At 64.3% G+C, this 14,619-nt stretch carries 12 protein-coding genes; 7 read left to right on the top strand and 5 right to left on the bottom strand.

Annotation, left to right across the window (positions count from 1 at the left end):
- Nucleotides 1-52: 52 nt before the first annotated feature.
- Nucleotides 53-808, bottom strand: a complete 756-nt coding sequence (locus ACWDXS_RS29215; protein ID WP_449970495.1) for a DUF5131 family protein — start codon at nt 806-808, stop codon at nt 53-55.
- A 1,048-nt stretch (nt 809-1,856) separates the two neighbouring features.
- On the opposite strand from ACWDXS_RS29215, the gene ACWDXS_RS29210 reads away from it, so the two are divergent.
- The 7 genes from ACWDXS_RS29210 (at nt 1,857) to ACWDXS_RS29180 (ending at nt 10,851) form a co-directional block, all read left to right on the top strand.
- Nucleotides 1,857-2,657 carry a hypothetical protein gene (locus tag ACWDXS_RS29210; RefSeq protein ID WP_449970492.1) on the top strand — a complete coding sequence of 267 codons (801 nt, stop codon included), beginning with the start codon at nt 1,857-1,859 and terminating at the stop codon, nt 2,655-2,657.
- Nucleotides 2,658-2,720: 63 nt separating this feature from the next.
- A complete protein-coding gene (locus ACWDXS_RS29205; protein WP_449970490.1) occupies nt 2,721-3,299 on the top strand; it encodes a DUF305 domain-containing protein in 579 nt (192 codons plus the stop codon).
- Between the two features lie 624 nt (nt 3,300-3,923).
- Nucleotides 3,924-4,505: a hypothetical protein gene (locus ACWDXS_RS29200; protein WP_449970487.1), complete on the top strand. Its 582-nt coding sequence runs from the start codon at nt 3,924-3,926 to the stop codon at nt 4,503-4,505.
- Between the two features lie 443 nt (nt 4,506-4,948).
- Nucleotides 4,949-5,794, top strand: a complete 846-nt coding sequence (locus tag ACWDXS_RS29195; protein ID WP_449970484.1) for a serine/threonine-protein kinase — start codon at nt 4,949-4,951, stop codon at nt 5,792-5,794.
- Complete coding sequence (locus ACWDXS_RS29190; protein ID WP_449970481.1) at nt 5,791-6,963, top strand: hypothetical protein; 1,173 nt, start codon at nt 5,791-5,793, stop codon at nt 6,961-6,963. Before ACWDXS_RS29195 ends, ACWDXS_RS29190 begins: the two co-directional genes overlap by 4 nt.
- Nucleotides 6,964-8,879: 1,916 nt before the next feature.
- Nucleotides 8,880-9,428, top strand: a complete 549-nt coding sequence (locus ACWDXS_RS29185) for a carboxymuconolactone decarboxylase family protein (protein WP_449970478.1) — start codon at nt 8,880-8,882, stop codon at nt 9,426-9,428.
- A gap of 178 nt (nt 9,429-9,606) precedes the next feature.
- Complete coding sequence (locus tag ACWDXS_RS29180) at nt 9,607-10,851, top strand: hypothetical protein (protein WP_449970475.1); 1,245 nt, start codon at nt 9,607-9,609, stop codon at nt 10,849-10,851.
- A gap of 14 nt (nt 10,852-10,865) precedes the next feature.
- Here the strand turns inward: ACWDXS_RS29180 and ACWDXS_RS29175 are convergent, their stop codons facing one another.
- From ACWDXS_RS29175 to ACWDXS_RS29160, 4 genes are all read right to left on the bottom strand, one after another.
- Nucleotides 10,866-11,315, bottom strand: coding sequence for a cupin domain-containing protein (locus ACWDXS_RS29175; RefSeq protein WP_449970473.1), 450 nt, complete (start codon nt 11,313-11,315; stop codon nt 10,866-10,868).
- Between the two features lie 128 nt (nt 11,316-11,443).
- The gene (locus ACWDXS_RS29170) at nt 11,444-12,670 is read right to left on the bottom strand and encodes an acyl-CoA dehydrogenase family protein (protein WP_449970470.1); all 1,227 of its coding nucleotides are present in this window, start codon (nt 12,668-12,670) and stop codon (nt 11,444-11,446) included.
- A 52-nt stretch (nt 12,671-12,722) separates the two neighbouring features.
- Nucleotides 12,723-13,301, bottom strand: a complete 579-nt coding sequence (locus ACWDXS_RS29165; protein WP_387445846.1) for a TetR/AcrR family transcriptional regulator — start codon at nt 13,299-13,301, stop codon at nt 12,723-12,725.
- A 70-nt stretch (nt 13,302-13,371) separates the two neighbouring features.
- Nucleotides 13,372-14,613 (bottom strand): cytochrome P450, encoded by a 1,242-nt coding sequence (locus tag ACWDXS_RS29160; protein ID WP_449970466.1) that lies wholly within the window; start codon nt 14,611-14,613, stop codon nt 13,372-13,374.
- Between the last annotated feature and the right edge of the window lie 6 nt (nt 14,614-14,619).

The raw sequence follows: 14,619 nt of genomic DNA, 5'->3' as shown, positions 1-14,619 counted from the left end.
AGTGATTCGACACCGACCGCGGAACGCGCATCCGCCCGGTCTCTGCACGGCTTCAACCAACGCGTTGAACGTGAAGCTGTGGCATCTGCCCCCAAATGATTCCATCGAGTTCCCGGCCGTGCGTCTTCGGAGTGCGTCCACCCCATTGCTTGAAGAAGAAGGGGACGCGCACATCGAGACAGATATCTCGGATCTCACGAACCCAGTCAGGATCAATCTGGCGATGACCGGTTCCAGACTCGCCTCCGACGATGACCCAGCTGATCTGATCGAGGTCGAGACCTGCTAGCGGTCCAAGAAGCGGCTCACACGATATGAAACGTACTGAAGCCGGTACCTCGCGCAGGTCGTTGACCCGACTCAGCGAGGCCGAATCCTCTACAGACACACCCATCCATACGTTGGCTGGCCAATCGATGCGGTCAGCGACTTTGCGAAGGCGGACAGACCTTTTAGTCAGGATCTGATAGGTATGTTGCGGCGTATCTCGCATCACGTCGAAGACATCACGAACGAATCCGATCGGCACTCTGGCGTGGAACAGGTCCGACATCGAGTTGACGAACACCGTTCGGGGCGAACGCCATCGCCGCGGTATGTCGAGAGCTTGCGGATGGATTGTGACGCCGAACCCCGGACCTGAGGTTCGAGGATCACCATCGTTCTGGTACTTCTCTGCTCCCATCGACTTCAGACGCTTCGCCAATGCGAGGGCATAGCAGTTGTCGCATCCCGCCGACACGCGATCGCATCCCGTCACCGGGTTCCACGTTGCCTCGGTCCACTCGATCCCTGATCGGTCAGACATGACACCTCCCTCGCTCGTCGACTGACCCTACTTCCTCCTGGCAATGCCGTCGTCACCGATCTCGTCGAGGCACAACAACATACGCGCAACAATTTCACTGTATGTCGGAGGAGGCGAGGCCGCCGAGGACTGTCCCGATTATTCTGCAGCTCCAGAACGAACGTCTCTCGCGATCGTCGGCAGGCTACCTCGCCCTGCCGGGCGATGGATCGATGTTGTTCTGCCGCATTGAAATACTGCACCTATTGGCCCCGATAGCCCAAACCAAGCCAGCCTCAGCACATCTCAACCAGCTGAGGCCGACACGGGCTCAGCGACACACAATAGATACTGTTCGGTCGACGATGCCCGGGGCGGCACGCCATCGAGGTCGCACCTGACGGCCAGCTCCCGGACCGTGCACCGGTGGCACAAGGAAGGCGCGGTCGAAAGTATCCCCAGCAGGCGCCGGCACGTGCGTTGACAGTGGTGCTGCCTACCGCGACGAACACGGGACTGCATGAAACGATGTCGCTCCGGCTCGCAAAGATGAGCCGGAGCGACACTGATACCCAACTTTACGAAGAAGCCGACCGTTTCTTGGTTAATTATGGTGTCAGTAGCTGACCGACTTCACCGCATCGTGACTGCATAGCGATATGGATATTGAGCGCTATCCCCTGTCACGGGTGTCAGCACGGTTCGCCGAGCAATTCGACCAATTGTGGCGAGGTTGTGGAGAACCCTAGCTTGTGAAGGAGTGCCATTTCCTCGATCATAGATTCGATCTTGGCTGAAGTATAAGTCAGCGCTGTGTCTCGGCCCCGAATTTCGGGATCGAGCGGGTCACAAGTCGAAGCTTTCATACGCCGCAGTTGGCTGTCAAATCGGCGGAGTTGGAAGATCGCGGCTTCGGCGCACCGTGCTGGTTCGGTCGTCACGGCGTAGACGGTGCCGTCGTAGATGAAGGCTTTGCCTTCGGCGCGGGCTTTATGGTGCCATCGATCTGCATGATCCCGCCCAGCCGCGAGTCATCTGGCAGGGCCTGCCCGGCCCCTCCATGCACGGCATGGGATTCAGTCCCGACGGCAACCGCCTCTACCTCACCAACAACATGGGCGGAGTCACCATCATGGACATCTCCGCGGTGCAGCGTCGTGATCCCGACCCGGTGGTCCCGGTTCTGCCGGAGACCACCTGGACCGACGGCTGGGCCACCCGGCACGCCATCCCGGTGACCTACAGCGGCACACCGTATCTGTTCGCCCCCGACGAAGCGGGCAGCAGCGGAGTCAAACTCATCGATATCTCCGACGAGACTCGCCCGCGAGTGGCCGACTCGATCAAACTCGAGATCAATCTCCCCGAGAACCTCGACACCGCACTGGCCTCGAGCATAGGCGGGTCCATCTTCTCCTATGACCCCCACTACTGCACCGCCGATCGCCCCGCGAATCCGACAGCCCTGGCCTGCGCGTGGTTCGGCTCCGGTATCCGGGTCTTCGATGTCAGGGATCCATTCCAGGTCACAGAGATCGGCTACTACAACCCGCCCGCACACAAGAACGACGCCGACCAGATCGTCAACTCCGCACACAAGACGATGTCGGTCATCGGCGCGCCCATCCTCGGCGCGAACGCGCTGATGCAGGCAATCACCAGCGGCGTGTTCGACCCAGGACAGGCACTGAGCTCGCGCTCCGGCCAGCTGGTCTTCGGTGACATGTCCAGCGACTGGCGCACATCCCCGCCGCACTGGCAGGGAACCCAGCTGTGGGTCAGGTGCAACGACAACACCTACTCCACGCTGGCACTCGACCCCACGGTCTATACCCCACCCGCCGACCAGCAGACAACCATCGGCTCATGAGCCTCCGAGGCTGGGTGACCGCGACCGGACTTGCTGGCGTGGCTGTCCTGCTACTCGTCATCGGTGCGGCGGCGCGGGCCGCTGCTCGTCGACGACCACACCCCCGCCGAACCCGTACTCACCCCCATCGAGGTCGGGTTCGCCCAGGACATGCTCGGTCATCACAGTCAGGCCCTGGTCATGATCTCGCGCCTCGACCCCGGCGTCGCACCCGCGGTCACGGCACTCGCCCGCCGCATCGACACGGTGCAGCGCGGCGAGATCGGCCAGCTGACGGGCTGGCTGAGGCTGGCAGGTCAACCCGCCGTCAACCCGACACCGATGTCCTGGATGCATCGCCCCGGAACCCACCGGCACAGCGCACCCGTCGCCGACATCACCTCGCACGACACCCCGATGCCCGGCATGGCGACACAACAGGAACTCGACGCCCTCGCCGCCGCCCGCGGCCAGGACACGAATGTGCTCTTCCTGCGCCTGATACAGCGCCACCACTACGGCGGTATTCAGATAGCCCAAGCCGTCGAGCAACTGCTCGACGGTGGCATCGTCGAGCAAACCGCACGCGACATGATGAGCAGCCAAGGACAAGAGGCCGGGCTCATGGGCGTACTACTGGACTCCCTCATCGATCCCCGCTGATCGGATGACCGTCGTGTGCGGTGTCCCCGCGCGGGAAGACCGCCGCCACATGGCTGCTGGCTGAGCTGGTGGCTCCAGTCGTGCTCGACAAGGACACTCTCGCCCTGCGGCCCGAGGAAGTGGATGGCACCGATTCCTCGACGGGCCCGACGAACGACTCATCGATGCCACCTCAGCTGCTTATGGCGGGTACGCGGCTTCGATCATCAGCCGCCCACTCGATAGGCCCCGTCAGCCACGTTCCCATCTTTGGATGTGCCCCGCCGTGGGCACATCCCAGATGGGACCAGGAACCAGTCCGTACCGGCGGACCGGCATCGTCAGATCGGATAGGAATCCGCGATGACCAGGCGTTTTCCGGTTGCCCATGTTTGCGTGTCCTGCCGAGGGCGCGAACCTGCGACGTGATCTTGATTGGGCCCAGCCGAGCGTCATGTTCCATCGCGCTGAGCGTCCCGCTCCGCCCGTCACGAACCGTGTCTTTAAGGGGCCCAAGGCGAGTCGCCCGGCTCAGAACGTCCGCTCTAACGATGACCGTGCGCGGCGCGAGCAGCCACTTTACCCTCACGCCTTGGCATATCGCTACAGTGGTTGTCGAACCGATCAGGCTCCAAGGGGGACCAAATGGATAGCTGGGGCAATAACCCCGCCACCGTCGAGGCGGTCGCCACGGCCGGAGCAGCGACCTTCGCAATAGCCGCGATCACGGTCGCGTGGATCTCATTCAGAGAGACGCGACGGCAAGGCCGCGTGCTCCAGGCCGAGATTCGCGATCGTATGCGCCCCTGGGTTGGCCTTTTCGCGTTCGAGTTTGTTCGAGATCATGACGGAAATCCAGGGCTGCGTTTGCAAATACGCAACTTTGGCCCGCTACCTGCGCGACAAGCTCGATTGTCGCTCATCATCGAGCCACGCCAGGTCGACTCCGGTGAGCAGCCCAATCCCATCAACTACAGGGAATCAACCCAGAAAATCTTGGTCCCCGAAGAAGATGGGAATTACCGGATATCACTGACCCAATTCTCCCAACTGGATCGCTGGATATCAGACCAGCGGGATCTGGTCGCCAGAGGGATCTTCGAGTACGCGCTCGACGAGCGTTCACTCGAATCACAGTTCGAGGCCAATCTTTTCTTTAGCAAGCCGCCGCCCCCCACCCCCGGGCAATTGGTAGAAATGAACTGGCGCAACACCTCGGCCACCTGAAGACCGGGTACGCGGCCGCGCGCGTGGAGGTGGTACTTAAGGGCGGTGGCCCGCAACACCGGTCACCGCGATGGTTAGGCCCGGTGGCTATGGACATCGCCAGGACGACGATCACTCAGCCGCGCGGCCCACCCTTGACGGCCATCTGACAGCCGGGTGTCGCATCGGCTAGGACTGGCCAGGTAAGACCGCTCACTGCTAGTAGCCGACCCGGCGTGAGAGCCTGTGAGCTCGCCGGCCGGACTCATTCCGAGCGGCCTCGCCGCGGCGGCCAGAACAGATCTTGGTCGACTGTCCCTTCACCGAGCCTGAGAAGCAGGGGTTCTGGGCGCGCGACCAACGAGCAACTTGAGATTTTGATGGATAATTGTGCTCGAAATCAGTCACCGAGTGGCGTATACCTGTATGGCTGGTGATTACCAGGCATACGGGAGGGTTTGGGGTTGAGCGCGTTTTACGAAGATGTGGCCGCAGCGCTGGGGGCTACGGACCTGCGTCCGCTACGAGATGGTGGGCAGAAGCGAGTATTTGTCGCCCGCCGCGGCACCGAGGACGTCGTGGTGAAGGCCGTCGAAGTCCTACCGCCCCATCAAGCGCTCGTGCTCGAACGAGCAAAGCGCGAGGTAGGCGTCCTCGGCAAAGTATCCGCTACCGCAGGGCGTCGAATTGTCGCGCTGCGCAGCGGGCTGGTGACAGTTGGCGATCCGGAACAACCAACCGCCGTCGGCTGGCTGGAGGAGCTTCTCGATGGCCACGATCTCCGCGAGCTTCCAATCGGAAACTGGACGCAGGACGAGGCTCTCGACCTTGTCGTCGGCCTTGGGCAGGCGCTGAATCATCTACACGAGAACGAGGTCGTTCATCGCGACCTTAGCCCCGGCAACGTGCGCCGACGCGAAGACGGAACATGGACTCTGCTTGACCCAGGGCTTGCTCGACATCTCGCCGAGTTGTCGCTTACCGGCCTCTACCAGCCAGGCACCCCAGGCTTCCGCAGTCCCGAGCAGGTGACCGGCGGGACCCCGGAACCATATTCGGATATCTACGGGGTTGGCATCCTGGGTTACTTCGTCCTCACCGGCCAGCTTCCAGTGGATCCCAAAGGGAATGAGGAGGACTACTTCCGACGCCTTCGAGAACAGCAACCCGCACCGGTCAAGAGCCTTCGCCCTGATCTCGATGACGTCTTCGCCGGGGTGATCGATCGCTGCCTGGACCGCCAACCAGCCCGGAGATACATCGATGCTGCCGAACTGCTCGAAGAACTCGGAGTAGGTGCGCCGTCGTGACGGTCCTCCTCCATGACGGCCGACGGGGGGCTCATCTCAGCTGGCTGAAGGAAGCACTGACTGAGGGCGTCGCCGACGGGGCGATCCTCAGCCCGTTCACGACGCCTCCGACCACCGTCCCCTACCATCCGTCAGCCAATGCTGTCGTCACCCAGTTGCGCGATGCCGCTTCATTGTTCAGCAATGATCCAGAGATCCTCTTCGACTCGGCTACCTGGGCCGCAACCCTGCCCGGCACAGACCACTGGGACTTCTATGGCCAGTGGCCGCTCTGGCCACACTACGAGCGTGGCAACCTGGACGATGCCGGAGCAATTGCCGATCACGTACGCGCAGTGTTTGCGATACAGGCAGGACTGGGCGTGCCCTACCTGGCACCGACTGTCTGCGTCGACACCCCGACCAGCTCAGCAGCGGAGCTGGCGAGAGAGCTTGCCGCAGAGAGTAAGCGGCAACAACCGACCAGCATTCTCACAATCTCCGGCACGAACAGCTTCTGGCGTGCCGGTCCGGCCCTCGATACGTACATCGGGCGTATCGCGCGCCTGCGCGCGCCTGCCCTCTACATCGTGCCTGTCCGCGATCGCACTGGCTATCCAACCGACCTGACCGACACCGCTGCCATCGCTGGCTGGCTCCGCACGATTCACTCACTCACAATTCGCAGTCGAGTGATCGCGGCATACACAGACCACCTAGGGATCGTCTCGACAGTTGCTGGCGCAGACACTGTCGGCACCGGCTGGGACCAAGGCCAACGAACCTGCAGCCCAGAATCGTTCAGGGACACCGAAGGCGGCGGGCGGAACATCAACTACAGCCCGCACCCCGGGCTGCTCGCGCGATGCACGGTAACCGCCGCACGCGCACTCCAGGATCTCGCGCCGACCTTCAGCGAAGCGATGCGATGGGGCGCACCCATACCCAGTGACATGCGAGGGCACCGCGTTCAGCACCTACGCTTTCTCCAGGAGCAAATGCGCACCGTGCTCGATTCCAAACAGCACACCGACCGCGTCGCTACTGTGCAACGAATGTTCGACGGCGCAGCCTTGGCCTGGGAGCACACAGTCGCCCTGGGAGCACAGGAAATTGGACGCAAGGAGCAGGCCGCCTGGCTGGATGGATTGCGTAGCGGATTCGATGCGTACGTTCGAGCCGAGCGCTAATCACTCATGGGCGAGAAGGCCGCATTTCACCCACCAGAGCCGCCAGGATGTGCTCGGATGCGTGCAACCGGGTGGCATTATCAGGCGGTACCAAGATCGGGCGCGTCACCCAGGCACCCTCGACGACCAAACCGACTCGATAGTGCCGCGCTTGTTCCGCGATCACTTCCACAGGCACCCTGGCCCGCCCTAGCACGAGAACCGCTCCGTCTGCCCACAAACGATAGCGGTGCGCTTGAGCCAGCCCTGCTCGCCAGTCATCGACCTTGGCCTCGATCGCCCAGTGCCGACCCAGGGTAACCATCCCCCGATGGCGCTTCAGACGACCGCGCCGCACCTCGAGCGCCCCGATCCCAACCAATCGACGCATATAGCGATCAGCAACACTGGACGACACCCCTGCAACCGCCGCCAACGTGGCCGGTTCCATCCACCGCCCGGCCGCTGCCACGAGGCGGCAGTCATGTTGCGACAAAAGCGGAGGAACGCCGCAGCTCAGCCGCTGACCAATCCGCGCGGGGGTAAACGCGACCAAGTCAGGCACGCCCCAGGGACCCCGGTACTCACCGATCGCAACCACGCCGCGGTGAGCTCCCGGAAGACGCGCAGCCACCTCCCTCAACGTGGAGCTGAGCGCCGCTTCCGCACGCGCCTCGAACTGAGGCGTGCAAACTGGCCGCTGAGACGGCACTTCTAGCACAGCCCCTATGTCCACCGGCGCAAACCACGCACTCTCAGCGGCCTCTGGAAGAGCTTCGCTGAACGCTGCCAATGCGGGCCGTTCCATCAAACTTGCATCGGTAGCCACCACATCCGCCACCATAGTGGCCTGCAAGCACCCAACGGGCCGGTACCGCCCGGAGCTCGAAAGGCCGATACCCAGTCGGTACCAAGCCCGCATCCCCCTTCGGTGCGGCGCGGATCCCAACTGCTCGATCGAGCATCTCTCAGCTCACAATGCGCCCAGCTGGCAGTGGGCCTGCGCCGTCTTCCTGCATGATCAGCTCGTTCCGCTCACACTCCGCCATGTGCCGAACAGCTTGGATACGAACCCGTTTGAGCGCTTCCCCGACTTCTGTCATGGCTGCTCGACAGCCGACAAAGCACGAGCACCGCTCATCGACTGTTCCATCGCAACCGCCCGGCTTCCATGGCGGTTGGTCAAAGCACTTTGCTACCGAACGTGACAGCCCAATCGCGGTGGATATAGGAGACAACTCCGCCCGCGTAAACAGCACCGGCAAACAGCATCTAAGGCCAAACGGGGGGTAAACGGGGGGCTAGACACAATAACAGGTTAGGCCCGGTCTCAGACCGGGCCTAACCTGCTATTTCTGTGGAGCTAAGGGGACTCGAACCCCTGACCCCCACTCATCGGTTCGCGAACGAGTTCAGATTGAGTAGTCATCAACTACGCCTAAGCGTTTTCTCGTTGCACATGTTGGCAGATCCAGACGAGGCACGGGCCTACGACAGTGACCCAATCGGCGACGGCACCGGTGTTGACACCCATCCACGCGGATGTACGGGGTGCCTTCACGACCGATACCAGACCCCGATTGCGGCAACGGATTTGACCCATCCCAAATTTGCACCAAGAATTCGCGGTGATCGTCCATGACCGAACATGACCGAACGTGCGTAGCAATTTCACATGGACGCAGGTAAATCGCTTGCCGTGACTTACCGGGATCGGCCGTTAACACCGAAAAATCCCGAACCCAACACCGCACAGTCAGGGTTCGAGTCCCTGTGGGGGCACTCAGCATGACCCATGGCGCTGGGTCGCGGCGTCTTTCGGTGGGCGTTTCGCCCCTCTCCCCCGCCTGGAAGCGAGGAGGATCACCCTGGGGTTCGGTGGGGTCCCGGCGTAGGTTCATTTGCAGGGAAATCGTCGGCACGAAGGGGTGTTATCGATGCGGGTGGTCACGCGGGTTCGGGGATACGTCAAGGTGCTGGGGCAGGCTCGGCGTCATCGGGGGGATCTGGTGGGGTGGCTCGGGCGGCGGCCGCAGATCGCGGCGGCGACGCTGACCTATGAGACGGCGTTGTTGTTCAGCAACAAGCTCGATCCTCGGCTCAAGGAGTTGGCCGAGCTCAAGACGGCGGGGCTGGTGGCCTGTCAGTTCTGTCTCGATATCGGGTCCGCCCTGGCGCATACGTCGGGGCTGACCGAGCAGCAGCTCGTCGATCTGCCTCGGTATCGGACCAGTGATGCCTACACCGAGCTGGAGAAGCTGGTGATCGCGTTCGCGGAGGCGATGACGGTGACACCGGCGGTCGATATCGAGGAATTGCGCGAAACTCTGCTCACCCATCTGTCGAAGGCACAGCTGGCCGAGTTGGCGGCGAGCATCGCATGGGAGAACCAGCGGGCTCGGCTCAACCAAGGTCTCGGTGTGCAGCCGACTGGGATGGCCGACGGGCTGGCGTGCGCGATGCCGGAACCACGGCAGGCCCCGTAAACGGCGAATACCAGACGCCGACGGCCGCGCCTGGGTAGGACGCGAGTTGGGGATACGAGTAGCCCGTGGGCGTTCACTGCCATGCAGTGCACTACGGTGATCGCGAGCCGACCACGGTGACGTGGACGCGCGGGATTCTTCGACAGTTCGCCAGTTCGAGCGCAGCGAGGGGATCGTCATGCATTCGGTTGGGGCTTTGATCGTTCGCGTCGGTTGTGTGGTGGCAACGGTGCTGGCCGCGGTGGGGTTCGCCGCGCCCGCCTCCGCGGACCCGCCGGACTCGCCGCTGTGCGCGTGGCGGTTCATGTCCAACAGCACCGTGCTGAATATGGCGTTCCCCGATGCGAATTCGACGTATTGGCTGATGCCCTACGCGCTGGGACCGGGTGACTCGATCGAGTTGTCCGGTACCTATCCGGCCGCCCGGTATTTCTCGTTGAACACCTATGGGACCGACCTCGACACCGTGGACACCTTGCGCGACGACCAGATCGTCGCCGACCCGGGCAGCGCCAACCCGTTCGTCGATGCCGCCGCCGCGTCGCTGCCCGCCGCGCAGCAGCGCTGGCATGCCACGTTGGTCAACGGGCCGGCCGATCACAGCCGCAACGAGATCCAGGCTGTCGCGAGTGGGCAGAGCACACCGATCGGCTTCGTCATCGTCCGTGTCTATGTTCCGACCGATCCGGCTTCGCTCAGCGGCGGCGTCGCGCTGCCCGATGTGAAGCTCTCGATCGCGGGCTCCGACGCTCCGGCCCAGCCGTGCGCGCAGCCCTTCGACCCGGCCACCTACACCGGCCCGGTCGCTGACGCCGCCAAGGCCGCCTTCGATCGCGCGATCGCCCAGGCCGCCTCGGGCGCGTTCCCCGGCAACACACCGGAGGCGACGTTCGGGAACCCGGCGAGCACCTCCGGGCTCTTCCCGAACGGCGACAACAAGTACATCGGAACGCGGATCAGCTATCAGCCGGGACGCCTGCTGGTGGTGCGCGGTAAGGCCCCGATATTCCCGAATACCCGTGCGGGACAATCGCCTACCGATCCGAACCAGCAGGTGCGGTATTGGTCGATGTGCCAGAACGACCTGCGCTCGCCCTACCCCGTTGTCGCCTGCGCGGCCGACTTCCAGACCGCGATCGACGCGTCCGGCTACTACACCTATGTGGTCGCCGCACCCGCGGACGTGCCCGCGAACCTCGACCCGAGCGTGACGGTGATTCCCTGGGGCAGCACCGACGTGGACAAGGTCCTGTTCCTGCGGAACATGACCCCGAGCCCGGCGTTCTATCCGAATTCGATCCAGGCGTCCCAGGACTCCGGCGCCGACCCGGCCGCCACGATGGGCCCGTACTACCCGGAAACCGCCTATTGCGGCACCGAGACGTTCGCCGCGGGCGGCGCCGGAGCGTGCCTGACCACCTGAGCCCCGAGTAGCGGCTACGGGCAGTCCGGGGCAGGGGCGTCCACGAAGAGCGGTTCGTTCGCGCGGTTGAGATAGGCGACGTACAGCTCGGCGGGCCGGTCGCCGAGGTTGCGGCCCACATGGACGTGGTCCGGGCCGACGGTCTCGGACAGGCCCTCGCCGGCGGAGTACGTCGTCGGTACGCAATCCGCCTCGTATCGGGTCACCTGGCCCGCGGTGATCACGGCGAGAACAGTGCCGTCGTGGTAATGCCACCCGAGCGTGCCCCCGGGGGCGATGGTGATCCGCCGGAAGGTGAACGTGCTCGGCAACGAGGCGAAGGGGCTGAACGCGCTGACATCGACCTGGACCAGCGGTTCGACGGTCACGCCGGAGGACGGGGTGGCCGAAGACGACGGCGCCAGGGTGACGACCGCGGCGGCGACCACCACGGCGCCGGCGAGAGCATTCCGGTGGGTTTGCACCTTCATCAGTATACGAGCGGACTACCTGCGCGAATAGCCGAAAATAGGCCCCACTGCAGGACAGCCCGCCGCGAAACGGACGGCACGCTCCGAAGCCGGAGCGTGCCGCGAACGCGGGCCGCCGCGTACTACCCGGCGATCAGGCCCTTGGCGATGTGGGTGACCTGGATTTCGTTGCTGCCCGCGTAGATCATCAGCGACTTGGCGTCACGGGCCAGCTGTTCGACCTTGTACTCGGCCATGTACCCGTTGCCGCCGAACAGCTGCACGGCCTCCATCGCGACCTCGGTGGCGGCGCGGGAGGAGTAGAGCTTCATCGCCGAGGCCTCGGCGAGGGTCACCTTGTCACCCGCGGCGGTGCGCTCGATGGCGTTGAACACCATGTTCTGCACATTGATTCGCGCGATCTCCATCTCGGCGAGCTTCAGCTGGATGAGCTGGAACTGCGCGATCTCCTTGCCCCACAACGTGCGGGACTTGGCGTAATCCACACACAGGCGGTGACATTCGTTGATGATGCCCAGTGCGAGGGAGGCGATGCCGATGCGTTCGGCCGCGAAAGATTCCTTGGCGCTGTCTTTTCCGTCGCCCTTGGCCGGGTTCTCGGTTTCGCCGAGCAACCGGTCCGGGGTGATGCGGACGTTCTCGAAGAACAGCTCGCCCGTGGGCGAGGAGTTCATGCCCATCTTCTTGAACGCGGGACTCTGCACGAAACCGGGCATGCCCTTGTCCAGCACGAACGTCAGCACCTTGCGGTCGCGGCGGTCGGTGCCGTCCTCTTCGTCGAGCTTGGCGTAGACGATGGTGACATCGGCGTGGGGACCGTTGGTGATGAACGTCTTGCGGCCGTTGAGGATGTAGTCCTCGCCGTCGCGGCGGACGTAGGACTTCATGCCGCCGAACGCGTCCGAGCCCGAATCGGGTTCGGTGATGGCCCAGGCGCCGACCTTCGCCATGGTGACCAGTTCGGGCAGCCAGCGCTTCTTCTGCGCGAGGGTGCCGCGGCTGCGGATGGTGCCCACGGCGAGACCGAGGCTCACGCCCATGGAGGCCACCAGACCCAGGCTCACGCCGGCGAGCTCACTGTTGAGGACCACACCCATGCTGCCCGCGCCGCTGAAACCGCCGCCCGGCTTACCCGAGCCGGTGGTACCCGCCTCTTCGCGGGCGAGCGCCTTCTCGAGGCCGTCGCGCGCCATCTCGTCGAGCCCGAAGGTGGCGTACAGCTTGCGGATGATGTCGAACGGCGGCAGCGCACCGCTCTCCAGCTGGTCGACGTGCGGGGTGACCTCCTTGGCGATGAAGCCGCGCACAGCGTCGCGGAACATCAGGTCTTCGTCTGACCACTGGTACATATCTGGACTCCCGAGGGATCGCCGGAACTTTCCCTCGAATATAGAACACGTTCTAATTCGGTGCGACGAACGTACGGCTGATGACCGGGGCGACGAATTCTTCGAGCATGGCGCGTTCGTCGGCGGCATCGCGGCCGGGAGCCGACAGCAGCGAGACAATGATGCGGGTGAGCCAGCGGGCCAGGCGGCTCCGTTCCGGGTCGGTCAGGTCCGTGGGGGCGAAGATGGTGGCGGCCAGCGATTCGATGACGTCGGAGTCCTGGCTGATGCGGCCCGCCGTGCCGGAGTCGGCGGGCCGGAACCACGCGATGAGCAGCGGGTTGGCGCGGACTTCTTCGACCGCGCCGAGCATCGCGGCGATGATGCGTTCGCCCGGGTCGGCGATGTCGCGGAACCGCTCGTCGAGCTGGGCGACGATGCGGCGGGTCTCGCGGTGCACGAATGCCAGACGCACCGCGTGCCGGTTGTCGAAGTAGCGATACAGCGTGGCGCGCGAGCACCCGGCGGCCTTGGCGATTTCGGCCATGCCGACCGCGGCCACCCCGTGTTCGGCGAACAGTTCGGCGGCCGCGTCGATGATGCGCTCGGCGGCCAGGTCCGCCCGATCGGCGCCCAGCCAGTCACCGCTCATGCTGTTTCCCCGCGGCATGCTCGGGCGCCCTGCGTGGTTACGCGGGCTACCGCCTCCGGGCGCCGACCGCTCATGCCGGGCCCTGCGCGCGGAACGGCACCGAGACCGGCCAGCGCACGTAGTTGCCCTGCGACCACTGCACCGCGTCGAGGTCGACGGTGAAGCCGGGGCAGCGGGTGAGCAGTTCCTCGAGCGCGACGCGCGCCTGCATACGGGCGGCCGCCGCGCCGAGGCAGTGGTGGTGGCCGTGACTGAAGCTGAGGATGCGCTTGGGGTCGCGGCGGATATCGAGTTCGCCTGCGGTGGGCCCGAATTCGCGTTCGTCGCGGTTGCCCGAACCGTAGAGGAGCAGCACGCGGCGGCCCTCCGGGATGATGGTGTCGTGCAGTTCGACATCGCGGGTGGTGGTGCGTGCCAGGCCCTGCACCGGTGAGGTCATCCGCAGGAACTCCTCGATGGAGTCCGGGATGAGCGAGGGATCGTCGATGAGCAGCTGTCGCTGGTCGGGGGCGGCGGTGAGCAGCTGGACCGCACCGCCGAGATTGCCGGTGGTGGTGTCGTTGCCGCCGGTGATCATCGTGAACGCGAAGCCGAGGATCGCGACCAGGCCCTCGTTGTCGCCGTCGGCGCCGAGACCGGAGGCCAGCAGGTGCGAGATGGTGTCGTCGCCCGGTTCGACGCGGCGGCGGGCGATCAATTCACCGAAATAGCCGACCATTTCGCCCACCGCGGTGAAGGCGTTCTGGTCGCCCGCGGCAAGCCCGGCCCCCGCGACCGCGCCGCCGACGATATTCTCGGTCCACGCGTCGAATTTCTCGTGATCCTGTTCCGGCACACCGAGATAATGGGCGACGACCATGGTGGGCAGCGGCTTGAACAGGTCCTTGACGATGTCGCCCTCGCCCGCCGCGCGCAGTCTCTCGATGCGTTCGACGATGAATCTGCGCACTGCGGGCTCGACCGAATTCACTTGGCGCGGAGTGAATCCCGGCGACACCCGACGCCGGAAATCGGTGTGCTCCGGCGGGTCCATGAAGACGAACGGCTTGACGGCGCCGAACCCGGCGGCGACCAGGTCGACGTAGTCGACGGTCAGCCCCGACGCGGAGGAGAAGGTCGCGGGGTCGCGCGCCGCCATCCACACGTCGGCATGCCGGGACAGCACGTAGAAGTCGTTGTCCTCCTGCCCCACGGGGATCACTCGGTGAACAGGGTCGTGATCACGCAGTGCGGAATACATGGACCAGGGATCGCGCCAAGTGTCTCCGGAGCGAAGTTCGAACCGCACCGAATGAGACATCGTTGTACTCATGACTTC

The sequence above is a fragment of the Nocardia sp. NPDC003183 genome, from assembly GCF_053590715.1.
This window is presented reverse-complemented; position numbering and strand designations above follow the sequence as displayed.

What these genes read in the sequence shown, in the direction of transcription:
- ACWDXS_RS29165 (WP_387445846.1), bottom strand. Translation starts at nt 13,301, where the DNA reads ATGAGCGGTGACTGGCTGGGCGCCGATCGGGCGGACCTGGCCGCCGAG.
- ACWDXS_RS29185 (WP_449970478.1), top strand. Translation starts at nt 8,880, where the DNA reads ATGCGGGTGGTCACGCGGGTTCGGGGATACGTCAAGGTGCTGGGGCAG.
- ACWDXS_RS29215 (WP_449970495.1), bottom strand. Translation starts at nt 808, where the DNA reads ATGTCTGACCGATCAGGGATCGAGTGGACCGAGGCAACGTGGAACCCG.
- ACWDXS_RS29200 (WP_449970487.1), top strand. Translation starts at nt 3,924, where the DNA reads ATGGATAGCTGGGGCAATAACCCCGCCACCGTCGAGGCGGTCGCCACG.
- ACWDXS_RS29160 (WP_449970466.1), bottom strand. Translation starts at nt 14,613, where the DNA reads ATGAGTACAACGATGTCTCATTCGGTGCGGTTCGAACTTCGCTCCGGA.
- ACWDXS_RS29210 (WP_449970492.1), top strand. Translation starts at nt 1,857, where the DNA reads ATGGGATTCAGTCCCGACGGCAACCGCCTCTACCTCACCAACAACATG.
- ACWDXS_RS29170 (WP_449970470.1), bottom strand. Translation starts at nt 12,670, where the DNA reads ATGTACCAGTGGTCAGACGAAGACCTGATGTTCCGCGACGCTGTGCGC.
- ACWDXS_RS29180 (WP_449970475.1), top strand. Translation starts at nt 9,607, where the DNA reads ATGCATTCGGTTGGGGCTTTGATCGTTCGCGTCGGTTGTGTGGTGGCA.